Genomic DNA, 24624 nt, shown 5'->3' with positions numbered 1-24624 from the left:
CGCGTTATGCCGCGGTGCCGATCCGTTCCAGCCGATAGCTGCCATCGAGCACGCCCTGCACCCAGTCCTGATGGCTCAGATACCAGTCCACGGTGAGCGCGATGCCCTGTTCGAACGTGTATTTCGGCTCCCAGCCCAGCTCGTTCTTCAGCTTGGAGGCGTCGATCGCGTAGCGGCGGTCGTGCCCCGGCCGGTCGGCGACATAGGTGATCTGGCTGGCGCGCGGCTTGCCGTCTTCGCGCGGACGCCGCGCGTCCAGCAGTGCACAGATCGCCTGCACCACCTCGATGTTCTGCTTCTCGGCGTTGCCGCCGACGTTGTAGGTCTCGCCGACCTTGCCCTTGGCCAGCACGGTGCGGATCGCCTCGCAGTGGTCGCCGACGAACAGCCAGTCGCGCACCTGCTTGCCGTCGCCGTACACCGGCAGCGGCTCGCCGGCCAGCGCCTTGGCGATCACCAGCGGGATGAGCTTCTCGGGGAAGTGGTACGGGCCGTAGTTGTTGGAACAGTTGGTGGTCAGCACCGGCAGGCCGTAGGTGTGGTGGAAGGCGCGCACCAGGTGGTCGGACGCGGCCTTGGACGCTGAATACGGCGAGTTCGGCGCATACGGCGTGGTTTCGCTGAACTTGCCGGTCTCGCCGAGCGTGCCGTAGACCTCGTCGGTGGACACGTGCAGGAAGCGGAACGCGTCGCGGCGGTCCTCCGGCAACGCCTTCCAGTGATCGCGCACCGACTCCAGCAGACCGAGGGTGCCGACCACGTTGGTCTGGATGAAGGCACCGGGCCCGTCGATCGAGCGGTCCACGTGACTTTCGGCAGCGAAATTGACCACGGCGTCGGGCTGGTGCTCGGCGAGCAGGCGGCACACCAGATCGCGGTCGCCGATATCCCCGTGCACGAACACATGGTCAGGGTTGCCGTCCAGCGACGCCAGCGTGTTCAGGTTTCCGGCATAGGTCAACGCGTCCAGGTTGATTACACGGATGCCGCGCGCCACCGCCTCGAGCACGAAATTACCGCCGATGAAACCGGCACCGCCGGTCACGAGCCAAGTCGCCAATGCCTTTCTCCTGTGTCTTGGCCTGGGCACCAGACAGAATCGCTGGAGCGTAACCGCCAAGCATAGCGCTCTGGAGGTGGCCCGACGCGCTCACGCGACCAGGCCTGTTCAGCCCACCGCTTGCGCTCGACCATACGCCCTCGCATGGTCCCCCGCGCCCGGTTAGAATCCTCCGACTGCCCCGTGCCAGCCGCCGCGGCCGGGCCTTCCCGCACTGCTGAAGGATCTCGTACACGATGAAAATCCTCGTCGCCTACAAGCGCGTGGTGGACTACAACGTCCGCATCCAGGTCAAGCCGGACGGCTCCGGCGTGGTCATCGAGGGCGTCAAGCTCTCCGCCAACCCGTTCGACGAAATCGCCCTGGAAGAGGCGCTGCGCCTGCGCGACGCCGGCATCGCCAGCGAGGTGGTGGTGGCCACCATCGCCCCGGCCGACGCCGCCGCGCACCTGCGCAACGGCCTGGCGATGGGCGCCAACCGCGCCATCCACGTGGTCGCCGACGCGGCGATCCAGCCGCTGACCGCCGCGCGCACCCTGCTCAAGCTGGTCGAGCAGGAGCAGCCGGACCTGGTGATCCTCGGCAAGCAGGCGATCGACGACGACGCCAACCAGACCGGGCAGATGCTGGCCACGCTGTGGGGCCGGCCGCAGGCGACCTTCGCCGGCAAGCTGGTGGTGGCCGACGGCAAGGCCACGGTGACCCGCGAGGTCGACGCTGGCCTGGAGACCCTGGAAGTGGAACTGCCGGCGGTGGTCACCACCGACCTGCGCCTGAACGAGCCGCGCTTCATCAAGCTGCCGGACATCATGAAGGCCAAGAGCAAGCCGCTGCAGACGCTGGCCTTCGCCGAGCTGGGCGTGGAGGCCAACGACAGCCTCACCACCACCCACTACGCACCGCCGGCCAAGCGCAGCCGCGGCGTGATGGTCAAGGACGCCGCCGAACTGGTGGCCGCACTCAAGCAGAAGGGGTTGCTGTGATGTCTAAAATCCTCGTCGTCGCCGAACACCTCAACGGGCAGCTCAACGCCGCCACCGCCAAGTGCGTCAGCGCCGCGCAGGCGCTGTCGCCCGAGGCCATCGACATCGTCGTGCTGGCCGCCGATCCGGCCACGGTGGCCGCCCAGGCCGCGCAGATCGCCGGCGTCGCCCGCGTCCTCACCGTCGCCAATCCGGCCAACGAACACGCCATCGCGCAGGTGCTGGGCCCGCAGATCGCCGCCCTGGCGGCGGGCTACACCCACGTGTTCGGCCCCTCCACCACGTTCGGCAAGGACCTGATGCCGGTGGTGGCGGCCCTGCTCGGCGTCAACCAGATCTCCGACCTGATGGCCGTGGACGGCGACTACGCGTTCAAGCGCCCGATCTACGCCGGCAACGCCATCATCAGCGTGCAGGCGCCGGCCGACCAGATCGTGGTCGCCACCGTGCGCAGCGCGTCCTGGCCGGAAGCAGCACAGGGCGGCACTGCCGCAGTCGAAGCGGCCAGCGTCGACGCCGCCCTGCCGGGCCACACCCGCTTCGTCGGCCTAGCCGCCGGCAGCTCCGACCGCCCCGACCTGCAAAGCGCCAAGCGCGTGGTCTCCGGCGGCCGCGGCGTCGGCTCGGCCGAGAACTTCCAGATCGTCTACCAGCTCGCCGACAAGCTCGGCGCGGCGGTCGGCGCCTCGCGCGCGGCGGTCGACGCCGGCTACGTGCCCAACGAACTGCAGGTCGGTCAGACCGGCAAGATCATCGCGCCGGAACTGTACGTGGCCGTGGGCATCTCCGGCGCGATCCAGCACCTGACCGGCATCAAGGACGCCGGCACCATCGTCGCGATCAACAAGGACCCGGAGTCGCCGATCTTCGAGATCGCCGACATCGGCCTGGTCGGCGACCTGTTCACGCTGTTGCCGGAGCTGGAAAAAGCGCTCGGTTGAACAGCGTCCGGCCCCTACACCTCACTCCCGCTGGCAGCAGCGGGAGTGTGTCGAGCGGGCACTACGCGCCAGGGAGGTACCGGACATGGCGCCAGCGAGCCTGCAGCCCGCAGATGGCCATGGCAAGCCAGCCCGGTGCCCCGGCATGGCGATCAAGGAAGGCCTATCCGCCTCGCAGCACCGAACAACCCTCAGTTGTCTCCGAACAGGTCTCGGGTGTAGACCTTCTCCTGCACATCCTTGAGCGCGTCGGCCATACGATTGCTGATGATGACGTCGGCCTGGGTCTTGAAGGCCTGCAGGTCATTGACGACGCGCGAGTGGAAGAATTCCGGCTCGTCCAGGCATGGCTCATGCACGATGACCTCGACGCCCTTAGCCTTGATCCGCTTCATGATTCCCTGGATGCTCGAAGAACGGAAATTGTCCGACCCGCTCTTCATGATTAACCGATAGATCCCTACCACCTTGGGATTGCGACGGAGGATGTCGGACGCGATGAAATCCTTGCGCGTGGTATTGGAATCCACGATCGCGCGGATCAGGTTCTGCGGCACGCTCTGGTAGTTGGCCAGCAGCTGCTTGGTGTCCTTTGGCAAGCAGTAGCCGCCGTAGCCGAACGACGGATTGTTGTAGTGCGAGCCTATGCGCGGATCCAAGCAGATGCCCTGGATGATCTGGCGACTGTCGAGCCCGTGGGTGAGCGCGTAGGTATCCAGCTCATTGAAGTAGGACACGCGCATCGCCAGGTAGGTATTGGCGAACAGCTTGATCGCCTCGGCCTCGGTCGGCTCCGTGAACAGCACCGGCACATCCTGCTCAAGCGCCCCCTCCTTCAGCAGTTCGGCGAACCGCTCCGCACGCGCAGAACGCTCGCCAACGATGATCCGCGAGGGATGTAGATTGTCGTAGAGTGCACGGCCCTCACGCAGGAACTCGGGAGAGAAGATGATGTTGTCTACACCGAACTGCTTGCGTACCTTGCTGACGTAGCCGACCGGAATCGTCGACTTGATCACCATCGTCGCGGCGGGATTTATCGCAAGCACACCGCCGATGACCGCTTCGATCGAAGAGGTATTGAAATAGTTCGTCTCCGGATCGTAGTCCGTCGGCGTCGCGATGATGACGTACTCGGCGCCCGCATAGGCCTCCTGCGGATCGAGCGTAGCGCGGAAGTTGAGATCGCCGCCGATCAGTACCCGTTCCAGCTCGTCGTCAATGATCGGCGAACGCCCCTCATTGAGCATCCGCACCTTCTCTTCGACGATATCCAGCGCCACAACTTCATGATGGCGCGCCAGCAGCACGCCATTGGAGAGACCAACGTATCCGGTTCCTGCTACCGCAATCTTCATTATCCGAGTCCAGACTTAGGGACGAGGCACGTACAACATGCGCTCGGTCGCACAACTATAGTAGGTATCCGAGCGCCAGAAGCTCAATCCGAGCTGCTGGCTGGCAGGTTCCTGCATGGCTTGCTTCATGCGCTCGCATTGCTGCGCCGGCCACATCGTCTCGCCGATCATGTCCGCACGCGCGGCCAGATAAGGCAGCGACACGTAGTAGGCCGACCAGAGCAAGGTCGGCGCCAACGCCAGCACCACCCAGGCCATGCGTCGATCGGTGGCGACCGACACAGGGCGCAGCGCCAACAGCCCGGCCACCAGGACCGCAAGCATCGGCTGGATCATCAGCCGGTTGCCCCAGGAACTCCATCCGAAGGGCGCCCACCAGCGCGCGAATCCGATCAGGGAGATCAACGCCGCCAGCACGGCGATCGCCAACGTATCGCGATCTGCACGCAGCCCCAGCACCCGCCAGCCAACGAAGGCCGCGGTCAGGCCGAGGGTCCAGAACACCAGTACACCGCCATTGGGGGAGAGCACAGAGCCGACCAGGAACCCAGCGCTGGTTTCCCAGGACGGCTGGGTCTGCCTGGCCTCTTCCAGGTATGCCAAAGGCAGCAGCGAGTGGTAACGCAACAGGTTGTATCCGAGGACGACGCACAAGCCCACCGCAACGCCGGCCCCGGCGGCGATCAGCGCAAGCCTCACCCCATCCCGCCGCTGCGCCGACGCGGATTCCGCCTGCACACGTTGACGCGCCCTCCAGAACCCGGCAACCGCTAGCACAGACAGGCCAACGCTGAGGACCACCGTATCCTTGTAAAGAACCGCCCAGGCACCGGTCAGCGCGATCAAGGCGACCTGTCCACGGGTGAGCGGCGCCGTTGCCCGCAACCCTATGCCGAGCAGCCCGATGAACATTCCGATCACGACGCCGGCCTGCACCTCCAGCGCTCCCGACCTCAGATAGAACATCGGCAGCGGGGTCAAGGCGATTGCGCCAAGATAGACGATCGCGGGCGCAAGCCCACGGCGCCAGCCGTGCAGCCTGAGAACGGCGAACACCGGCAGCAACAGCACGATCAGGTTGAGACCGGTCATCCGCGCGTGCGATTGCGCCGGACCCGCGCCCTGCAGCAAGGCCGAATTCGCCAGGTAAGCGACGGGAAACTTGCTCACGCCAGCACAATCCGACGTCGGTGCAGTGGCGCAGTGCTCAACTAGCGGAGCATCGTGGATCCAAGTCTCCATGTCGTAGACGCTGAAACCTCCAGCGCCCAACCATGCCGACAACAGCGCCAGGACCGCGAACACGCCAGTTACCACCGCTTGCCGCGCCCACGAACCGCGCGCGCGTTCTAGCGGCGCGGGGTGCATAGCCATGAATCATCTCCGTTCACGTGCTGCTTGCAGTCGAAACGCCCGCCGAACCGATCACTGTAGGTGGCGTAGAGATCCGGCGACAACAAATAGATCGCGGACGGGTCCGGCCGCTCCAGCCGATGCGGATAATCGCAGTGGTAGGCCAGTTGCTCAGGCAGGCTGCGGGCAGCGTAAAAGTTATTCGTCACGATTCCATGACGCAGCGCGAAGACGCCGACCGACTCGTAGTTACGGATTCCCAACGGCGTCTTCGCGTTGTCGCACTGCCACGCCGGATAGACCAGGATCGCGGAATACTTGCCCGGCGCAACCCCATGCAGCTCCTGAGTCTGGCCATTGGCGATCGCAAACTTGATGTTGCGGGCGATGGGCTGCACATCCACCACTTGCAGCACCAAGATCAGCATCAGCAACGGCAGCGCCCGTGCAGCCCCCAGCCGCAGCACGCAGGCGCTCAGGCCGATCAAGATGATCCAGAATCCCGACATCCAGAAGAAGCGCCCGCTGGAGCGGAATCGACTGAGCGCGGCCTCCAGTCCTGGCGGAATCGTGAAGTGGTGCCCCTGCGAACCGAAGTAAACCGTACTCGAAAGCGCCAGCAGATAGCAGACGAACACCACCCCTAACGCCGGCACGAACGGGAAAGTGGACGACCGCCCCCGATAGTTGATGAACATCGACACGGCAAGGACGCCCATCAGCAGCACGCCAAAGCCAAGGTAATCGAAGCCTTCGAAGGCCTGGCCGCCGGTCGGGTCGGCGATGTCGAGCCCGACAATGCGAGCCAGTCCATTTGAGTCCAGCGGCCCCAAGATGTTCATGGAGTACATGCCATAGCCGCCGGCAGCAGTACCGGACGCACCCATAAATCCGAAAACAGACAACCCCAGTGCGGCGACCAACCCGGCAGCGGCGATGCGCAAGGCGACCTGCGGCCAGCCCAGGGTCCGATAGCGCAGCACGGTGATGCCGCACACGTTCACCAGCACCATCAGGCAAAGATAGGGATTGATGCCCGCCGCCAGCAATACGACGCCGCAATTGCCGAACAACCAGCGGTTGCGACTGCTGTGCAGCGTGAGCAGGGTCACCCAGATCGAGAGCACCAGCAGCCACTGCGATGACAGCGCGGTGTGGCCCTGGAAACGGAAGAAGGTGAACGGCGCAAGCGCGAACAACATGCCGCCCAGCACCGCAATCACCACATTTAGCCCGCGGTACGGCTCATCCAGCAAACGCAGCGCGCGCTCTGTCGCGAGGTAGCCGAACACGCCCTGCAGGACCACGCACAACAGGAAGTACGGGCCGATGAACTGCAGGCCATCCGGCAGCAACCAGGCTAGCGGACGTGCGAGCAGCAGGAACAGCGGCATCGGGTCGAACAGTGCGATGCTCATCGGCACGGGATGGCTCAGCCGCAGCGAATCCAGCCAGCCTTTGTCCGGGTCCGCCAGATATTGCCCCCAGGCGACGTAGACCTGCGCCAGATCGCCCCAGATCCAATGGGTGTCATGTATGTCCAGGGGCACGGGACCAAGCGCATAGCGGCCCCATACCATGGCCAACCCGGCCACAACGACGATGCCGAGCCAGAAAGCGCGCCCGAGGCCCACGGCCCGCTGCGCAATGCGACGCACTGCGTTGTTCATGTTCATTGGCATGTGTAATCAACGCTTTCGGCGCTTTTACGGAAGGGATCCACCAGGTCGTCCGTATAGGCGTTCATGATTAGGCGCTTCCTTGGCAGGAAATGTGCCCGGTAGAAGCGGCTGATCGAGGCAATATCCTGGCCCTTCGCGGTCAGCAGCACGCAGCCATGCTTTATTTCCACCGTCCCGGATTGCAATTGCTCGGTTAGCCGGATATCCACCAGACGGTGTTCCTTCATGTACTCATGGACAAAAACGTCGCCGATCCGGTTCTCGAGGATGCCGCCGCCCCGCTGCTGCAGCTTCTCAAGGATATAGAACGACAACGAGCGGTCCAGCACCGTCGGTACACTTATGGCGTACACATAGCCGAGCAGGCACCAGATGACCAGCAATTGGGTGAACTCGAGCCTGCTCAGCCCATCGAGCAGGCGCCAGACACGGAACAGCGCGGCCGTGACGAGCACCGCCAGCAGCGCGTCCATGAGCGAGGAATACAGCACCACATTCACGTCGAAGAAGCGCATGTGGATGAAGTTCGTCAACAACAGAATCCCGACGTAGACAACTGTGGCCAGGATCGGACGGAGCAAGACCTTCATTTGAACACCATGAACTTGTTGACAAAGAAGCTGAGGACCATCTGCATGCCCGTGGCCAGCAGGAATCCTATGCGGTAATCGAACGCGAGCCGGTCGGTCCACGCATACATGACAAGCGCATGCAGCAGGGCGATGCCCACGTAGAACAGCAGGAACAGCAGTCCCTGGTTCAGCAGTCGCCCCCGGGTACCGCGAAACACGAAATAACGGCTGCCGATGAAGGACGCGGTGATGCCGAAGATCGCCGCGATGCCGTTGGCGACGCCGGCCGAGCCAATCCCCACCACGTCGAGATTGAACTTGAGGACCGAGAAGTGGATCGCCGTGGCCACCAAACCGTTGACAACATAGCGGAAGAACTGACCGCCCAAGGCGCGGTCAGCGCGGGCGTGCATGGATGACCTCGCGGACGAAGTCGCGGTAGCTGCCGGCGACCAGCACGCCACCGCTGCGGATCATTCCCGACATCATCAAAATGATCAGGGTCAGCGCCGCCGTCTGCAGGAACACCAGCAACAAGATCCCCGATGCCAGCGAGAACCAGCCTGGCGTCGTGAAGCCCAGCGCCTTGAGCAGCAGCGCCGCCACGCCACCGATGATCGACAGCCCGGCCACTAGGGTGCAGGCGATGCCCACGCGTACCAGCACATCCTCGGCGAACACCATCAAGGCGCGGAAGCCGTGCAAAGCCAGGCCGACGAAATTCATTTTGCTGCGACCGGCATAGCGCGCACCACGGTCCAGCGAGCAGGTCTGTACGCGCAGCTTGGAGCCGAGCACCGCGGCGGCGACATGGGTCCAAAGCTCCTGCATCGCTGCCAGGCGGCGTACCGCCGGCATCTTCGCCGCCATGAAGTTGCCGAAGCTGATCTTGCGCCCGCTGAGCAGGGAGAACAGCAGCTTGTAGACTAGGTAGAACGTCTTGAACTTCAGCGACTCCACCCTGCTCTTGCGGGTCGCCACCACCACGTCGACCTCAGCCGACGCCAGGCCGCCCACCAGCTCGGTGATGCTGTGCGGCGTATCCTCGCCGTCGGAGTCCATGGAAATGACGATGACATCGTCGCCGAAGTGGTCGGCGACATAGCTCAGCCCGATGGCGATGGCACGCTGATGTCCGACGTTGCGGCGCAGTTTGATCACCACCCCTTCCAGGGCGGCGGCCTCGATGGCCGAGATCTCCAGCGGCTGGCGCACCGACCCGTCATCGACGGCGACGACGTAAATGTCCGGCCCCTGCATCCTTGCAAGCTCGAGAAACAGCTTCGAAGACGCCTCCAGGTCTTCGTATACCGGCATCACCACGACCTTGCGCATGCTGGCGTCCCTCAAGCGAGCAGGCGCTGGCGGAAGTAGCCGATGGTCTCCTTCAGACCGTCTTCCAGCGCGACCTTCGGCTCCCAGTCGAACGTGGCTTTGGCCAGGCTGATGTCGGGCTGACGTTGCTTCGGATCATCCGACGGCAGCGGACGGTATTCGATCTTCGACTTGCCGCCAACCAGGCGCAGCACGGTCTCAGCCAGCTCCAGCATGGTGAATTCACCGGGGTTGCCGATGTTGACCGGGCCAGTGAAGTCTGCAGGCGACGCCATCAGGCGCAGCATTCCCTCAATCAGGTCGTCGACGTAGCAGAAGCTGCGGGTCTGGGTGCCATCGCCGTAGATGGTGATCGGCTCGCCCTTCAGCGCCTGCACGATGAAGTTGCTGACCACGCGGCCATCATTCGGATGCATGCGCGGACCGTAGGTATTGAAAATGCGCATGACCTTGATTTCGAGCTGGTGCTGGCGCCAGTAATCGAAAAACAGCGTCTCCGCGCAGCGCTTGCCTTCGTCGTAGCAACTGCGAATGCCGACCGGGTTGACGCGGCCCCAATAGCCCTCCACCTGCGGGTGGATTTCCGGGTCACCGTAGACTTCGCTGGTGCTGGCCTGGAGGATGCGGGCGCCGACGCGCTTGGCCAGGCCCAGCATGTTGATCGCACCATGCACGCTGGTCTTGGTGGTCTGCACCGGATCGGACTGGTAGTGCACCGGCGAGGCGGGGCAGGCCAGGTTGAAGATACGGTCCACTTCCACATAGAGCGGGAAGGTCACGTCGTGGCGCATCAGCTCGAAACGCGAGTGATTCAGCAAGCCCGCCACGTTCGCCTTTGCTCCCGTGTAGAAGTTGTCGACGCACAGCACATCGTGGCCGCTGTCGATCAAGCGATCGCACAGGTGAGAGCCCAGGAAGCCAGCGCCACCGGTGACCAGAACCCTCTTTTGTTGTTCAAGCATGTACGATCTCCAGAGAAATTTGCGCGCCCGCGAACGGGCAAGCCATCGTGCCCGCGATTTAGCGCGGCATTGTATTCGAAATTACCGCCCCGCTTGGGCGGCCGCCCCTTGTGGCACCGGCCCTCTCCGCCCCGCGCCGTCACTCCCCGCAACGCTCCCGGGCGCTGCGGCCTATCCTATCACTGGCTGTAGCCACGACCCCTGTAGCAGCAGCGAGCGCAGTTCGCGCCCGTAGTCACGCCAACTCAGGATGCGCCCGGCCAGAGGTCCGCACCCGGCCAGCTCCGGCACCCGCAGCAACGCAGCCAGCGCCGCGCTGTCGCCGACTGGGAAGTAGGCGGCATGTTCGCCGGCGATTTCCCGGAATACGGCGATGTCCGACAGCAACAGCGGGGTCCCGTGGCGCGCAGCCTCCACAATCGGCAGCCCGAACCCCTCGGACAGCGAGGCCTGGATCAGTCCATGGGTGGACCGATAGGCCAAGTCTAGTTCGGCGTTGTTGACCTTTTCCGGCCAGAACAGCCGCTTGCCGAACTGCGGGCTATTGCGAATGGCCGCGACCAGCTCCTCGCTCCCCCATCCATCCTTGCCGACGATCAGCAGATTGGCCTCCAGGCCGGCCGCCCACCCCGCCTCGAAGGCGCTGAGGATGGTGCGATAGTCCTTGCGCGGCTCCATCGTGCCCACCGCCAAGAAGGTGCGCGTGCCGGCCTCGAATAAGGCGCTGATCGATGGACGGATCTCGCTGTCCATGCCCACCTCCATCACGTCCGATCCCAGATGGACATAACCGATGCGATGGTTGGCGCGATGTTCGACGCCGTTCTCGGCGATCCAGGCGCGAAGATCCTCAGCGGTGGTCCGCGAGTTGCAGACGAACATATCGGCATGACGCACGGCGAACTCGGTCCACGCGCGAAACGCCGGCGGCATGCCTTCGCCACAGGTCTCGGGAAAGCGTAGCGGAATGATGTCGTGGAAGAACACCGCCAACTCGCCGCCATTGCGGCGGACCTTGCCAATGCTCGGCAGGAAGCGTTCGGGACCCACCCAGGCGGAGTCGGCCAGGAACAGCATGTCGCGGCTGCGGATGCCCTCGACCTCATCGAAGGCCGGGCACTCGACGCCCAACGTCTTCTTGACCAACAGATGCGCCGAGCGGATTCGCTCGCCTTCATGGTAGACCGGCACGAACAGCATCCGCCCGTCGGCGTTGCGCGCACACAGCTCGCGGACCAGGTTGCGGACCACGCGCTGGATACCAGTGCCGTAGTCGACCCGCGCCATCTCGCTCATGTCGATCAGCACGCGTTGGGGGCTGCCGAACCTGCCCACCGAGCACAGCGATTCGTAGATCCCATCGACGATCGAGGCCGAACGCGCTGACAGCGTCGGCTTCAACAACGCCGCAACACCCGCACTCGACAGATGCGCATAGTGCGCGCGGACCGCCTCGGCCCAGTCGATGGCTGTCCCCGGCTGCGCGGCACCGCCCAAGGATTGCACCGGCACGCGCCGCAGCATCGGCGCGACCGCCATCGCCAGCTTTGCGGGCTGAGAACCGGCTTCCATGACCCCCAGGCAATCGGAGATCAGCTCGGGCAGGGCATGGTCGTGCGCCGGCAGTTGCCCCTGCGCAAGCAGGGCGTACAGCCCCGGCCACTGCGCATGCACTTGGCCGGCGCGCTCGCCGGGGAACGCCAAACCGCGAATCGTCGTGCCATCGGCGCTGCCGTGCAGCGCAACCACCACATCCAGCCCCAGGTCCGAAGCCAGCGGTTGCTCGGGAAACGCCTGCACATGCATGTAAGTCGGCCACTGCCCGGCATCGCGACTGGCGATTTCCACGCTGTTGGTCCTGCCGAACAGCGAAATCCGCTCGACCCACCCGCCGATCGTCTCGGCCGGGAGGGTATCGGCGACCACGATGGCGACCTTCGAATGGCCCTCGTTGCCACCCCGACCCGACTCGCGCCGCTCCAGCGCAGCCTGCCAAGCGGCGATGCTGAGCTGCGCGGTGCGGCGCCAGGAAAAATCCTTGACCCGCTCCAATCCATAACGCTGCAACTGGGAGCGCCAAGCATCGTCGCCGAGCACGCGCTGCAGCGCGGCGGCGATCGCCAGCGGACTTGTCGCATCGAATCGCGCCTCGTCCAGCGCAACGATCTCCTTCAAGCTGGAATTGTCGCCTACCACGACCGGCGCACCGCAGGCCATCGCTTCCACCACCGGCAGGCCGAAACCCTCGTATAGCGACGGGAACACGAAGGCACTGCAGCAGGTATAGAGGTCGACAAGTTCAGCGTCGGTGACGTAACCGGTGACCACCAGCGCATCGTTTTCGAGGTCGCACTGCTGGGCGAATTGGCGCAGTTCTTCGGCCTGCTCGGCCTGATTCAGCACGAGTTTCAGCCTTTGCCGCTGCGCTTGCGGCACGGCCGCGAAGCCAGCGATGGCGCCGCGAGTGTTCTTTCGGTAATCGTTGTTGCCAGTGTAGAGGACATAGCGTTCGACTAACCCGAAGCGTTTGGCCAGGCGCGCACGCGCAGCGGCGATGTCGGGCGAGGGCTGGAATACCTCCGAATAGCCGGCATAGATCACATGCACACGTTCCGGGTCCAGATCCAGCAGACGCACCGCGTCGTCCTTGCTGGACTGCGAGTTGGCCAGGAGCACATCGAACTCGCGCAACTGCGCCACCTTGTGCCGGTACCAATCGCGGATGCGCGGATCGGACAGGTAGCGGTCGCTCATCACCAACGGAATCAGATCGTGGACCAGACAACTGGTGAGGCTGCCGCGCGTGCGCGCCATCCGCCCCAGGCTGGCGCAGGGCTCGACAGCGCCCTCGAACAGGCTCGGCACATGCACGATGTCCGGTGCCATCGCCTCTACGTGCAGGCGTACCAGTTCCTCGCGCAACGTCGCCTCGGGTTCGCTGGTCGGAAACGCGCTCCACAAACCGGCCGGATAGCGGTAGCCATGCAGGCGGTCGGCAGCGATCCTGCCGGCGAATTCGCCGAGCACGTCGCCGGCCTGACGCTCGTAGGTCAGGTCCAGCGAACAGTGCAGATCGAACGGCAGATCCGCCGCGCCGAGCAGTCCTCGCAGATGCTCACGGGTATAGCGGCCGATGCCGCGCGTATTCGATCCGTTCTGCAGCGACTGCAGATCGAAAAGCAAAGAAGGTTTTCGTTGTTGCATGATATCCACGCTGCCCCCTGTCATATCCATCGCAGCCGGTTTACAGCGGCTTGGTCGCGACGATGGCGTAATCGGGGGAAACCGAAAGCCAGTCGACGAAGCGATTGATCTGTTCCGCGCCCGGCACGTCCGCAGCGACGGGCCCGGTCTCGGGCACGAAGCGCCCGTCTTCGAGCAGATCCACGTGCACATCGGCGAAACCGCGATCGCCGGCCATCCACGCCAGCAACGGCGGCGGTAGCGGATTGCGGTGAGTCGGATCGAAATAGAAGTAGTAGGCGCTGGTGCGCAGGTTTTGCGGATTGGGCGTCTCCAGGATCAGCTTGCCGCCCGGGCGCAGCGCCCGCAGCGCTAGGTCCAGCAAGCGCACCAGCACTTCCACCGGCACATGTTCCACCAGATGAATGGATGTGATGACCGCCAGCGAGTCCGGCTCGCAAGCCTCCAGGGCGGTCAGCGCGTCGACCAGCGAAACCTCGCGACCGGCCTGGCGGTTCTCCTCTACAAACACCGGATTCAGGTCAATGCCACGCGCCTCGTAGCCATGGCCAGCGAGCAGGCCAAGCAGTTCACCACGACCGCAACCCAGATCAAGCACTTTGCGGCAACCGGTCGCAGCAGCGGCGTCGGCGATGTAGGGCAGATACACTTCGCCGCGGCGCCGGATCTCCTCCTGGCTGCCCCGAAAGGCCTGCTCCAATCGCACGTACATCGCGGACAGCTCGTCCTGGGTCGCCGCCCCGGCGGTGACGTTCTGCATGGGCGCGGCGTAGAGGCCGGGGTGCTGCGACAGGCGCTGCATCAGATCGTCGAGGATCGCCGACCGCCGGGATTCGAGACCAGCATCGATGTCCTCGATCCGGTTGGCGAGGTCCTGCATGCGGCGCATGACCTCACCCTCGGCCCTACCGACCGACTTGCGCAGCGTGTGTGCGGACGCCGAAATCTGCTGGCGCAACTCCGTGCGCAGGTCGTCGACCGCGGCAGCGGCGCGACGTTCGGTGCGGTCGCCACGCGCGGCCAGGCGTGCCTCGACCGAATCGATACGCTGCCGCAACTCGCCTACGCGCAACACCGACAGAACGAAGTCCAACACGCGCCCACCGCGCTTGCGGCGGATCCGCTGCAGGAAGTAACGCAGACGCAGGTCATGGATCACTACGCCGGCATTCAGCCCCTCCTGCGACTTGCGCAGTTCACCCAGAACTTCGATCTTGGACAGCTGCCCGACCTCCAGCGCGCGCAGGTAGACCTGCCGCCCGGAAGCATCGGGCAGACGCCTGAGTACCGCCTGGTAGGCGATCTCGATGAACTCCTCGCCGGAATAGGCCAGCAGCTCGGACAACGCGTAAGCGTCCTTGGGTTGGAACGGAACGGTCACGCGACGTGACACATCGCCTTCGACATCCCGCGCCAACATCGGCAACTGCAGTTCCTGCATCACTGTACGTGGATCGATCAACATCGACTCAGCCTTTCACCAAAGCAGCCGAGCAGGCATCAGTCCGCTGCATAGAAATCTCCGCCGGCAACCAGGCCACGCCGTCAAAGCGCGGCTTGCCGATGTTGGCGACCTTGAACACCAGCGCAAGGTCCCGCCACTCGTAGTTGTCGACCATGTGGGTCTCGGTGCTCGACAACGCCACGGAAACCGAATAGCTCCCCGCCCCCATGTTGGCATCGAACTCTGCGATGAAGCAGATGCGTTCGCCGGCGCTGGCGCGCTCGACGACCTGACGCGTATGATCGGTATTGGTGCCGAACACAGCCTGGCCGAGTCGGTCCTTGATCAGGTAACCGACCACCAGCCGGGCGATATCGCCGACGCAAACGATGTCGACGCGCAGGCGCACCCGCTGCCCGACCGCGACGAACTCCAGCGGGTCGCCCTTCTCGTCCAGCAGCATCACGTTCTCGACGGTGGCCTGGCCATTGCCCGAGACGGTAACCAGTTCGCCACGCTCGTTGACCATCTGCTGGATGTCGACATCATCCTCTTTCTGCGCAATTAGGGCGTTGTAGTAATCCATCACGCCTGCGGCGTCACCATCCATCAACAGCCGCCCCTTTTCGATCAGGATCGCGCGATCGCACAACGAGATCACCGCGGACGGGTCGTGGCTGACGATCAGCAAGGTGGTACCCGCCTCCTTGTACTCGCGGATCCGCTTAATGCACTTGTGGACGAAGTAGGTATCGCCCACCGACAGCGCCTCATCGACGATCAGTAGATCGGGGCGGAACGCCGTCGCCACGCTGAACGCAATGCGCATCTGCATACCGCTGGAATAGGTGCGCACGGGCTGATCGAAATACTCGCCGATCTCGGCAAAGTCCTCGATCCCCGCCATCGCCGCGTCGATCTGCCCCTGCGAATACCCCATCAGGCCCGCGGCATGGCGAACGTTCTCGCGACCGGTCAGGTCGCTGTTGAAGCCCATGCCCAGCTCAAGGATGGCCGCAACGCGGCCGATCCGCTCGACCGAACCGGCGGTCGGCATGGTGGTGCCGGTGATCAGCTTGAGCAGGGTCGACTTGCCGGCGCCGTTCTGGCCGACGATGCCGACGGTTTCGCCGGCGCGGATGCTGAAGTTCACATCGCGAAGCACCCAGTGTTCTTCTGCCGGCTCCAGCGGCACGCCGAACCACGACAGCGCGCGTAGCCATTCGCTGCTCCACTTCCGATAGGCCTTGCCCAGGCCAGTGACTTGCAAGGAACCATTCATAGCACGTCCACCATTTCCGGGCTCGCTCGACGAAACATGACCAACCCCGCGACGAGCATCAACAACGACGCGATCACCAGATAGGCCAGCTCATGGAAAAGCGGTGGCTTGTTGAAGACCAAAACGTTCTGGTAGCTGGTCACCAGGGGATAAAGCGGATTATAGGCGAACAGGCGCCGATAACTCTCGGGCAGAATGGTCAGCATGTACACCACCGGCGTCATCCAGAACAGCGCCTGCAGCACCACCGGGACTACCTGCGCAATGTCGCGCATGAAGGTATTGAGGATGCCCAGGATCATGCCCAGGGAAAGCGCGAAGATCAGGGTGATCAGGATCAGCACTGGCAGCCATATCACCTGCGTTCCCGGCATGTGCCCAAGCATGGCAAACACGCCAAAGATCGCCAACAGCAACAGCATGTTATTGACCAGCATGGTGCCGCCTGCGATCAACGGCAGGCAGATCCGCGGAAACGACATCTTCTTCAACAGATTACCGTTTTCCACGAACAGGTTGCAGCATTTGTTGATGGTTTCCGAAAACAGTGACCATGCCAGCGTGCCGGCCATCAGATACAGCGAATACGCATATTTGTTGTCCACGCCCGGCAGCTTGGCCGACAGCACTTCAGACAGAATCAAGGCGAAGATCAGCACCTGCGCAAGCGGATGGATGATCATCCACAGGCCGCCCAGCTTGCTGCGCACGAACCGCGAACGCAGTTCGGACTTTATCGAGGAAAAAATGAAGAACCGATAGGCCCAGATAGCCCTCAGCATGCCCAACATGGAGTTACCTCGTGATCGAAAGCGGCGTGATGAATCATTGGATGTGTTGAAAGGTCTGCAACGATCGCAACCTGGTGATCATCGCGGCAGCGGCGGCATTCGCGCTCATCAGGGTGGAGATCGTGTGTTGCGCGCGCTGCCCCTTGCGGCGTGCAAGCTCGGGCGACGCGACCAGGCGCGCCATCCAATCGGCGGCCACGTCGACGTCCGCGTCGGCCCACTGCCCGTCCTGGACGTGCGGATACTGGCCCTGCTCCACCGGAATCAACCGGAAAGGCACCAGGCAACTATTCTCATCGTCCATGAAATCCAGATTACCGGACCAGCCCGTCCCGATGACCGGCTTGCCGAGCGCCATGGTTTCGGCGAGCCCCAGGCCCAAACCCTCCGCACGATGCAGCGATACGTAGGCATCGACGCTGCGCTGCAGCGCGCAGACCTGAGCATCGCTCAGGATCTGATCGCGCAAGAGGATACGGGCGTCGCCCTGCGAGTGACGGCGAAGCTCCGCCAACAGCGCCGGGTGGCGGTGGCCGTTGCTGGTCTTGATCAGCAGTTGTACCCGCGCGGCCGGATCGGGAAACGCCCTCTTGAACGCCGCAATTACCGCAAACGGATTCTTGCGATGGATCGACGAGTTGAAATCGAAGCTGCACAGGAACACGAAGGCGTCGTCCTGCAGATCGAAGCACGACCGCGGCAATGTCAGGTCGAGCGCCTGGGGAATCGGGTGCGGGATGCGGACCACAGGCTTATCGGTCGCGCGACGAAACGCGCGTTCAACGAATGCCGTCGCGACCCAAATTTCATCGACCTGTGCGACCACCTGCATCCAGTCCGCGGGGATGCTGTCCAGTTCCCAGAACCAGAAACCGATGGTATAGGCCGCCACTGGCAGCGACGGCCGGACCTGCGCGAAATGATCCGGATTGACGAAAACCAGATTGATCGGATGCGATGCCGCGCCCCCCATGAACGACACGAGGCTGCGATCGTCGCAGGCATGTGGGATGGCGATGCCGGCATCGTTGAGGCTGAGCGGATAACCCGCCTGCAGCAAGGCGCGCGCATACTGCCGCGCGCTCTGCCCCAGCCCGAACTGGCCGTATAGGTAGCCATAGAGGTTCAGCCCCGGCCCCAGCGTCGCATCCGCTGCGGGAAACGCCGGCGGCCGCTCCGGCCCCGATGCCGCCTGCACTGTGTCCAGCACACCCGCGAAGCGCATCGGCGCCATCTGTCTGGACAGGCGCCACTCGCGCAGCCGGGCGCACGCTTTCGCGAGCGGAACCCGCAGGTCGCCGCCCACGGCACGCAACAGGCGTCTCACCATGTCGTGGTACACGCCGGACGCGTCGTGCCGCCCAGTGACCCGACATGCGTCACTGCAATGCCCTGCCCAGATCGGCCCGCAAATCCCCCACATCCTCCACCCCCACGCTCAACCGCACCAGCGCATCGCTGATGCCGAGCTGCTCGCGGCGTGCGACCGGCACCGAAGCATGGGTCATCACCGCAGGATGGTTGACCAGGCTCTCCACGCCGCCCAGCGATTCGGCCAGGGTGAACAGCTTGGTGCGCTCGCAGAAGCGCTTGGCCGCGTCGAAGCCGCCCTTGAGCACGATCGAGACGATGCCGCCGTAGCCGCTCATCTGCCGGCCGGCCAGGGCGTGCTGCGGGTGCGAGGGCAGGCCCGGGTAGATCACCTTCTCCACTGCCGGGTGCGTCTCCAGCCACTGCGCCAGCGCCAGGGCGTTGTCGCAGTGCGCGCGCATGCGCAGCGGCAGGGTCTTCAGCCCGCGCAGGGCCAGGAAGCTGTCGAACGGGCCCTGCACGCCGCCCACCGAGTTCTGCAGGAAGGCCAGTTGCTCGGCCAGTTCGGCGTTGTCGCCGACCACGGCCATGCCGCCGACCATGTCCGAGTGGCCGTTGAGGTACTTGGTCGCCGAATGCACCACGATGTCCGCGCCCAGCGCCAGCGGCCGCTGCAGCAGCGGCGAGGCGAAGGTGTTATCGACCACCACCAGCAGACCGTGCTTGCGCGCGATCGCGGCGATCGCGGCGATATCGACGATCTTCAGCATCGGATTGGTCGGGGTCTCGATCCACACCATCTTCGTGGTCGGGCGGATCGCCGCCTCGAACGCGGCCGGGTCGGTCAGGTCGACGAAACCGAACTCCAGCGCGGCGGTGCGCTTGCGCACGCGCTCGAACAGGCGGTAGCTGCCGCCGTACAGGTCGTCCATCGCAATGACGTGGCTGCCGCTGTCCAGCAGTTCGATCACCGTGGCCGTCGCCGCCATGCCCGAGGCGAAGGCGAAGCCGCGGCTGCCGCCTTCCAGGGCCGCCACGCAACGCTCGTAGGCGAAGCGGGTCGGGTTGTGGGTGCGCGAGTACTCGAAGCCCTGGTGCTCGCCGGGGCTGGACTGGGCGTAGGTGGAGGTCGCGTAGATCGGCGGCATCACCGCGCCGGTGGACGGGTCCGGGTGCTGTCCGCCATGGATGGCCAGGGTCGCCAGCGCCAGCGCGGGGCCGTCGCCATGGGGATTCGACGTGTTGTCCGTCATGTGGGGTTACCGGAAAAGGGGCGTGATTCTAGCAGTGCGGTCTGAACGGCCCCATGCAGCACGGGGCCGCGCCGGCCGCAGGGATTACTGCACCCGGCGGCGCAGATAGTTGAGCAGGTCGATCCGGGTGATCAGGCCGAGGAAGGCGCCCTCGTTCATCACGATGGCGACCTGGCCACGGTCGAACACCGGCAGCAGGGCCTCGATCGGCGATTTGACGTCCAGCCGGTCGAGCTTGCTGACCATGGCCGTGGCCACGGGGTCGCGGAACCGCGCTTCATCGCCGTATACATGCAACAAGACGTCGCTTTCGTCGACGATGCCGACCAGTTGGTCGCCTTCCATCACCGGCAGCTGCGACACGTCGTACAGCTTCATGCGCTGATAGGCGGTGGTCAGCAGGTCCTTGGGGCCGACCACCACCGTGTCGCGCTGGCTGTAGGGGCGCAGGATCAGGTCGCGCAGGTCGCCGTGCTGCGGGCGCTCCAGGAAGCCGTTGTCCAGCATCCAGTAGTCGTTGTACATCTTCGACAGATACTTGTTGCCGGTGTCGCAGACGAACACCAGTACGCGCTTGGGCTCGGTCTGTGCGCGGCAGTACTTCAGCGCCGCCGCCAGCAGGGTGCCGGTGGAGGAGCCGCCAAGGATGCCCTCCTTGGCCAGCAGTTCCCGCGCGGTGTGGAAGCTCTCGGCGTCACTGATCGAATAGGCCTTCTTGACCCGGGTGAAATCGGAGATCGCCGGCAGGAAATCCTCGCCGATGCCTTCCACCAGCCAGCTGCCGGACTTCTCGCTGACCGTGCCCTGCTCGATGTACTCGGTCAGGATCGAGCCGACCGGGTCGGCCAGGACCAGTTCGGTGTGCGGCGAGGCGGCGGCGAAGGCGCGCGACAGGCCGGTCATGGTGCCGGAGCTGCCGCAGCCGAACACGATCGCGTCCAGCCGGCCGTCCATCTGCCGCAGGATCTCCGGGCCGGTGCCGAACTCGTGCGCGGCCGGGTTGTCGGGGTTGCCGAACTGGTTGATGAAGTAGGCGCCCGGGGTCTCGGCGGCGATGCGCGCGGCCAGGTCCTGGTAGTACTCGTGGTGGCCCTTGGCCACGTCCGAGCGGGTCAGCACCACCTCGGCGCCCATCGCCTTGAGGTTGAAGATCTTTTCCCGGCTCATCTTGTCCGGCACCACCAGGATCAGCTTGTAGCCCTTCTGCTGGGCGACCAGGGCCAGGCCGATGCCGGTGTTGCCGGCGGTGCCCTCGACCAGCACCGCGCCGGGCTTGAGATCGCCGCGGCGCTCGGCCGCCTCGATCATCGACAGGCCGATCCGATCCTTGATCGAGCCGCCGGGATTGGCGCTCTCCAGCTTCAGGTACAGCTCGCACACCCCGGTGTCGAGCTTGCTGGCCTTGACGATGGGGGTGTCGCCGATCAGATCGAGTACGGAGGAGTGAATGGCCATCGGGTCCGAATGCGTCGCGCCGCGGCAGCGGCTGGACCGGGCATTATCCGCGCTCGGGGGTGGAAAGTCAGAGAATGCGCGCGGCGGGGACGAAAAAAGCCGCGGTCGCGGCTTTCGGAGGGGATGACGCGGACGGTGGCAAGCCGACGAGGAGGCCAGCCACCGCCCGCGACAAGAGGGAATAGTACGGTCAGTGCGGCTTCTGCTCGTAAAGGCGCAGCAGCTTTTCCTTGGCGGCGAGCTTTTCGCGCTTCATCTGCGCCAGGGTGACATCGTCGATCGGCAGCACGCCGAGCTCGGCGTCCATGCACTTCTTGTCCAAGGTCTTGTGGCGCTGGTAGAGCTGCTTGAACTCCGGATCGGACTTGATCAACGCGTCGATTTCGGTCTGCGGTTGCCCTTCGAACATAGGAATAGCCTCCTTCAGCTAGAAACAAGAACGCCCCGGCCGCTGCGGCACGGGGCGTTGCCTGGGAGCGGAAGCGCGCGAGCCGCCGGCTGCACCGCTGCAACGCCTGGAACCAAGGTTCCCGGGACGTCGGACTGCGGTGCGCGCCACTGCGTCATCGGCTCGAACTCCTCCGTTGGCACCAGGCGGCGGGAGTGCCACCTGGAGTACCGACCCTACGCCTCCCCACCGCCGCGGACAAGAGAAGCAGGCCCGCTTTGCCGCATTCAGTTGCTCGGCGCTCAGGCCCAGGGAAAAACCCCGTTAAACCGCCTGCACAGGGTGCCGTCCGACCTCAGGGCGCGATCACGACGTCGGCCGAGCGGGCCTTGGTCGAGGCCCCCTTCTTGCCGACCGCCTGCACCCGGTTGGCGGCGACGCCGCCGCTGACCAGGGCCGCGCGCAGGGCATCGGCGCGCTTCTGCGCCACCCCGGCGTCGGTGTCGTAGGCCTCGATCCGCACCTTGCCCTTGCTGATCTGCAGGTACTGCGACAGGGCCTTGGCCTGGTTGGTGGCATCGCCCGACAGCGCCGCCTTGCCGGCGCCGAAGGCCGCGCCGGAGAAGGTGAAGACCTCGCCGCGCGTCTCGAAGCGCGAGGCCGGCAGCTTGGTGCCGGCGACCAGCTCGGCCTCCTCGCGCGCCAGCTTGGCCGCCTTCTGCTGCGCGGCGCTGAGCTTGGCGGTCTGCTGACCGGCGACGCTGGCCAGCGCCGCATCCGCATCCGCCCGGGCGGCCTGCTCGGCCTCGGCGGCCTGACGCAGGCTCTCGGCCTCCTCGGCCTGGATCTGCGCCTGCACGCGCAGGCGCTCGGCCTCCTGCCGGGCTCGCGCGGCCTCGCGGCGGCTGGCCTCGATCAGCAGGTCGCTGCGGGTCTTCTCCAACTGGTCGACCTGACGACGGGCGATCTCGGCACGGGCCATGGTTTCGGCGATCTCGACCCGGCGCTCGGCCAGGTAGCGCGCCTCGTCGCGCTCCTTGCGCTTGGCGTTGGCGAAGTTGGCCACCGCCTGCTGCGCCTGCAGGCGTTCGTAGGCGGCGACATCGGCGTTGAGCGGATCGGCCTGCAGCGCCACCAGGCGCTGGTTGAGCACGGCCAGTTCCGGGTCGTCGGCGGCCATCGCGCCCAGCGGCGCGAGCAGCAGGACCAGTAGGGCCAGGCGGCGCATTCCGTGCAGGGCGCGGCTCATGGACGGCCCTCCCCGGTACCCAGGGTCTGTTGCAGCTGGGCCACCTCGGCCTGACGCTGCTTCAACTGTGCATTGGCCACCGCCTCCTCGCTGCGCGCGCGGGCCAGATCGGCATCGGCGGCCACGCGCAGGGCCAGCTGCGGCGCGGTCTTGCGCTGGCGGCGGTCGAGCGCGGCCTGTTGCGCCTGCTCCAGGCCCTGGCGGGCACTGGCGAGCAGGTCCGGCGCGTACTGGTCGGCATCGGCCTGGACCGCACGCTGCACCGCCTGCTGCGCGGACAGCAGCTCCGGCGAAGCCACCTGGGCGAACGCGGCCGGCGCGGCGAACAACGCCAATGCGCAGGCCATCACATACTGCTGACAACGGAAGTGTGCGAAGCTAGTTTTCATCTAGGGGGGCCGTGGACGGAGACGTCGGTCACGGCCATTGTCGGAAGCCTGTGGCGCGCTTGCAACGGGCGATTGCGGATCGTTGGGGAACCATTGCGCATGGATATCGGCTATTTCCTGAAGCTGATGACCGAAAAGAACGCCTCGGACATGTTCCTGACCACAGGAGCACCGGTCTATATCAAGATCGAAGGCAAGCTGTACCCGCTCGGCGCCACCGGCCTGCCGCCGGGCATGGTCAAGAAGATCGCCTACTCGTTGATGGACGAGGGCCAGGTGCCGCAGTTCGAGCGGGAGCTGGAATTGAACATGGCCATCGCCCTGCAGGACGCCGGGCGCTTCCGCGTCAACGTGTTCAAGCAGCGCGGCGAGGTTGGCATGGTGATCCGCGCGATCCGCAGCAAGATCCCCAGCATCGAGGAACTGCACCTGCCGCAGGTGCTCAAGGACGTGATCATGACCCCGCGCGGACTGGTCCTGGTGGTCGGCTCCACCGGCTCGGGCAAGTCCACCTCGCTGGCGTCGATGATCGACTACCGCAACAGCACCACCACCGGGCACATCCTCACCATCGAGGACCCGATCGAGTACCTGCACAAGCACAAGATGTCCATCGTCAACCAGCGCGAGGTCGGCCTGGACACCCACGCCTTCCACAACGCACTGAAGAACGCGATGCGCGAGGCGCCGGACGTGATCCTGATCGGCGAGATCCTGGACGCGGAGACCATGGAGGCGGCCATCGCCTTCGCCGAGACCGGACATCTGTGCCTGGCCACCCTGCACTCCAACAACGCCGACCAGACCATCGAGCGCATCCTCAACTTCTTCCCCGAGAGCGCGCACAAGAACGTGCTGATGAACCTGTCGTTGAACCTGCGCGCGGTGATCTCGCAGCGCCTGGTCAAGGACAGCAGCGGCCGCCGCCGGCCGGCCTCGGAAGTGCTGCTGAACACGCCGATGATCCGCGACCTGCTGCGCCGTGGCCAGGTCCACGAGATCAAGCAGGCGATGGAGGAGTCGCTGGAGGAAGGCATGGAGACCTTCGACCAGTGCCTGTTCCGCATGGTCAAGCAGGGCCAGATCAATCAGGAGGAAGCGCTGCGCGCGGCCGACTCGCGCGACGGCCTGGCCCTGAAGTTCCGCCTGTCCGAAGGCGGCAGCGGCGAGCACGATCCCTACGCCGACTACGACAGCGGCCCCAGCGCCGCGCCGCGGATCACCCACGGCTTCGTCTGAGGCGTCGCCGTGTTGTCGTAGGCACGGCTTCAGCCGCGACCGGAGGTTCGCAGACGCCTGGTCGCATTGGTCCCGCAGCGACGGCGGGAACGGCGGACCGGAGGCCCAGCGGCGGTCGCCGCGGGTCGCCCTTGCGCGGACAAACGCCACTTCCACGCAACTGCGCGTCGGGACTGAAGTCCCTCCCACAGTGCGCCCAGCGAGTGCGCCGCAAGCGCGTGTGGAAGCGACTTCCGTTGCGACACGTGAAGCCGAAGTGTCGGGAAAACTGCACCTCCCACATCCTCATGCTCACCGGTGCGGCAGGGGCTGGTGGCCGACTGGCAGCAGCGGATGCCCGGTCGCGGCTGAAGCCGCTCCTTGTATCTGGACA

General features: G+C 65.0%; 21 protein-coding genes. 3 read left to right on the top strand and 18 right to left on the bottom strand.

The annotated features are described in order from the left end of the window. Positions 1–4: 4 nt before the first annotated feature. Entirely contained in the window at positions 5–1060 is a 1056-nt protein-coding gene (gene rfbB, locus D180_RS00245; RefSeq protein ID WP_043090219.1) for a dTDP-glucose 4,6-dehydratase, read from the bottom strand. Between the two features lie 236 nt (positions 1061–1296). Between rfbB and D180_RS00240 the strand changes: the two genes are divergently transcribed. Together D180_RS00240 and D180_RS00235 are read left to right on the top strand one after the other, a co-directional pair. Next, positions 1297–2043: an electron transfer flavoprotein subunit beta/FixA family protein gene (locus tag D180_RS00240; RefSeq protein ID WP_017911201.1), complete on the top strand. Its 747-nt coding sequence runs from the start codon at positions 1297–1299 to the stop codon at positions 2041–2043. After that, the gene (locus D180_RS00235) at positions 2043–2984 is read left to right on the top strand and encodes an electron transfer flavoprotein subunit alpha/FixB family protein (RefSeq protein ID WP_017911200.1); all 942 of its coding nucleotides are present in this window, start codon (positions 2043–2045) and stop codon (positions 2982–2984) included. The genes D180_RS00240 and D180_RS00235 overlap by 1 nt, the downstream gene beginning before the upstream one ends. Positions 2985–3175: 191 nt before the next feature. On the opposite strand, the gene D180_RS00230 is transcribed toward D180_RS00235, so the two are convergent. The 17 genes from D180_RS00230 to D180_RS00150 all read right to left on the bottom strand — a co-directional run bounded on the left by D180_RS00230 (position 3176) and on the right by D180_RS00150 (position 23012). After that, on the bottom strand, positions 3176–4342 hold the full coding sequence (locus D180_RS00230) for a nucleotide sugar dehydrogenase (protein ID WP_043090218.1): 1167 nt from the start codon (positions 4340–4342) through the stop codon (positions 3176–3178). A gap of 15 nt (positions 4343–4357) precedes the next feature. Next, positions 4358–5512, bottom strand: coding sequence for a hypothetical protein (locus tag D180_RS00225; protein WP_152238946.1), 1155 nt, complete (start codon positions 5510–5512; stop codon positions 4358–4360). A gap of 179 nt (positions 5513–5691) precedes the next feature. Further along, a complete protein-coding gene (locus tag D180_RS24325; protein ID WP_017911197.1) occupies positions 5692–7371 on the bottom strand; it encodes a DUF6311 domain-containing protein in 1680 nt (559 codons plus the stop codon). Next, positions 7368–7967, bottom strand: coding sequence for a hypothetical protein (locus tag D180_RS00215; RefSeq protein ID WP_017911196.1), 600 nt, complete (start codon positions 7965–7967; stop codon positions 7368–7370). The genes D180_RS24325 and D180_RS00215 overlap by 4 nt, the downstream gene beginning before the upstream one ends. Next, positions 7964–8362 carry a GtrA family protein gene (locus tag D180_RS00210; protein WP_017911195.1) on the bottom strand — a complete coding sequence of 133 codons (399 nt, stop codon included), beginning with the start codon at positions 8360–8362 and terminating at the stop codon, positions 7964–7966. The genes D180_RS00215 and D180_RS00210 overlap by 4 nt, the downstream gene beginning before the upstream one ends. Next, positions 8346–9284: a glycosyltransferase gene (locus D180_RS00205; RefSeq protein WP_017911194.1), complete on the bottom strand. Its 939-nt coding sequence runs from the start codon at positions 9282–9284 to the stop codon at positions 8346–8348. The genes D180_RS00210 and D180_RS00205 overlap by 17 nt, the downstream gene beginning before the upstream one ends. An 11-nt stretch (positions 9285–9295) precedes the next feature. Continuing rightward, complete coding sequence (locus D180_RS00200; protein ID WP_043090217.1) at positions 9296–10246, bottom strand: UDP-glucuronic acid decarboxylase family protein; 951 nt, start codon at positions 10244–10246, stop codon at positions 9296–9298. A gap of 171 nt (positions 10247–10417) precedes the next feature. Next, entirely contained in the window at positions 10418–13429 is a 3012-nt protein-coding gene (locus tag D180_RS22450) for a glycosyltransferase family 1 protein (RefSeq protein WP_017911192.1), read from the bottom strand. A gap of 61 nt (positions 13430–13490) precedes the next feature. Continuing rightward, positions 13491–14915 carry a methyltransferase domain-containing protein gene (locus tag D180_RS22445; RefSeq protein ID WP_081616340.1) on the bottom strand — a complete coding sequence of 475 codons (1425 nt, stop codon included), beginning with the start codon at positions 14913–14915 and terminating at the stop codon, positions 13491–13493. 4 nt (positions 14916–14919) lie between these two features. Beyond that, complete coding sequence (locus D180_RS00185) at positions 14920–16176, bottom strand: ABC transporter ATP-binding protein (RefSeq protein ID WP_017911190.1); 1257 nt, start codon at positions 16174–16176, stop codon at positions 14920–14922. Then, positions 16173–16967: an ABC transporter permease gene (locus D180_RS00180; protein ID WP_017911189.1), complete on the bottom strand. Its 795-nt coding sequence runs from the start codon at positions 16965–16967 to the stop codon at positions 16173–16175. The genes D180_RS00185 and D180_RS00180 overlap by 4 nt, the downstream gene beginning before the upstream one ends. Positions 16968–17001: 34 nt before the next feature. After that, positions 17002–18309 (bottom strand): glycosyltransferase, encoded by a 1308-nt coding sequence (locus D180_RS00175; protein ID WP_017911188.1) that lies wholly within the window; start codon positions 18307–18309, stop codon positions 17002–17004. A 37-nt stretch (positions 18310–18346) separates the two neighbouring features. Then, entirely contained in the window at positions 18347–19531 is a 1185-nt protein-coding gene (locus D180_RS00170) for a cystathionine gamma-synthase (RefSeq protein WP_017911187.1), read from the bottom strand. Positions 19532–19615: 84 nt separating this feature from the next. Next, positions 19616–20986 carry a pyridoxal-phosphate dependent enzyme gene (locus D180_RS00165; RefSeq protein ID WP_017911186.1) on the bottom strand — a complete coding sequence of 457 codons (1371 nt, stop codon included), beginning with the start codon at positions 20984–20986 and terminating at the stop codon, positions 19616–19618. Between the two features lie 190 nt (positions 20987–21176). Next, positions 21177–21395, bottom strand: coding sequence for a YdcH family protein (locus tag D180_RS00160; protein WP_010340228.1), 219 nt, complete (start codon positions 21393–21395; stop codon positions 21177–21179). Positions 21396–21729: 334 nt separating this feature from the next. After that, on the bottom strand, positions 21730–22602 hold the full coding sequence (locus D180_RS00155; RefSeq protein WP_017911185.1) for a membrane protein: 873 nt from the start codon (positions 22600–22602) through the stop codon (positions 21730–21732). A gap of 17 nt (positions 22603–22619) precedes the next feature. Further along, positions 22620–23012: a DUF4398 domain-containing protein gene (locus D180_RS00150; RefSeq protein WP_026144112.1), complete on the bottom strand. Its 393-nt coding sequence runs from the start codon at positions 23010–23012 to the stop codon at positions 22620–22622. Between the two features lie 99 nt (positions 23013–23111). On the opposite strand from D180_RS00150, the gene D180_RS00145 reads away from it, so the two are divergent. Beyond that, the gene (locus D180_RS00145) at positions 23112–24251 is read left to right on the top strand and encodes a PilT/PilU family type 4a pilus ATPase (RefSeq protein ID WP_017911184.1); all 1140 of its coding nucleotides are present in this window, start codon (positions 23112–23114) and stop codon (positions 24249–24251) included. Positions 24252–24624: the final 373 nt, after the last annotated feature.

The sequence above is a fragment of the Xanthomonas sp. SHU 166 genome (genome assembly GCF_000364685.1).
GTDB classification, from domain to species: domain Bacteria; phylum Pseudomonadota; class Gammaproteobacteria; order Xanthomonadales; family Xanthomonadaceae; genus Xanthomonas_A; species Xanthomonas_A sontii.
This window is presented reverse-complemented; position numbering and strand designations above follow the sequence as displayed.

Excerpts from the sequence above, each read along its gene's own strand:
- D180_RS00210 (WP_017911195.1), bottom strand. The coding sequence starts at position 8,362 with ATGCACGCCCGCGCTGACCGCGCCTTGGGCGGTCAGTTCTTCCGCTAT.
- D180_RS00215 (WP_017911196.1), bottom strand. The coding sequence starts at position 7,967 with ATGAAGGTCTTGCTCCGTCCGATCCTGGCCACAGTTGTCTACGTCGGG.
- D180_RS00185 (WP_017911190.1), bottom strand. The coding sequence starts at position 16,176 with ATGAATGGTTCCTTGCAAGTCACTGGCCTGGGCAAGGCCTATCGGAAG.
- D180_RS00200 (WP_043090217.1), bottom strand. The coding sequence starts at position 10,246 with ATGCTTGAACAACAAAAGAGGGTTCTGGTCACCGGTGGCGCTGGCTTC.
- D180_RS00230 (WP_043090218.1), bottom strand. The coding sequence starts at position 4,342 with ATGAAGATTGCGGTAGCAGGAACCGGATACGTTGGTCTCTCCAATGGC.
- D180_RS24325 (WP_017911197.1), bottom strand. The coding sequence starts at position 7,371 with ATGAACATGAACAACGCAGTGCGTCGCATTGCGCAGCGGGCCGTGGGC.
- D180_RS00160 (WP_010340228.1), bottom strand. The coding sequence starts at position 21,395 with ATGTTCGAAGGGCAACCGCAGACCGAAATCGACGCGTTGATCAAGTCC.
- D180_RS00240 (WP_017911201.1), top strand. The coding sequence starts at position 1,297 with ATGAAAATCCTCGTCGCCTACAAGCGCGTGGTGGACTACAACGTCCGC.
- D180_RS00205 (WP_017911194.1), bottom strand. The coding sequence starts at position 9,284 with ATGCGCAAGGTCGTGGTGATGCCGGTATACGAAGACCTGGAGGCGTCT.
- D180_RS00170 (WP_017911187.1), bottom strand. The coding sequence starts at position 19,531 with ATGACGGACAACACGTCGAATCCCCATGGCGACGGCCCCGCGCTGGCG.
- D180_RS00150 (WP_026144112.1), bottom strand. The coding sequence starts at position 23,012 with ATGAAAACTAGCTTCGCACACTTCCGTTGTCAGCAGTATGTGATGGCC.
- D180_RS22445 (WP_081616340.1), bottom strand. The coding sequence starts at position 14,915 with ATGTTGATCGATCCACGTACAGTGATGCAGGAACTGCAGTTGCCGATG.
- D180_RS00145 (WP_017911184.1), top strand. The coding sequence starts at position 23,112 with ATGGATATCGGCTATTTCCTGAAGCTGATGACCGAAAAGAACGCCTCG.
- D180_RS00180 (WP_017911189.1), bottom strand. The coding sequence starts at position 16,967 with ATGTTGGGCATGCTGAGGGCTATCTGGGCCTATCGGTTCTTCATTTTT.
- D180_RS00155 (WP_017911185.1), bottom strand. The coding sequence starts at position 22,602 with ATGCGCCGCCTGGCCCTACTGGTCCTGCTGCTCGCGCCGCTGGGCGCG.
- D180_RS00235 (WP_017911200.1), top strand. The coding sequence starts at position 2,043 with ATGTCTAAAATCCTCGTCGTCGCCGAACACCTCAACGGGCAGCTCAAC.
- D180_RS00165 (WP_017911186.1), bottom strand. The coding sequence starts at position 20,986 with ATGGCCATTCACTCCTCCGTACTCGATCTGATCGGCGACACCCCCATC.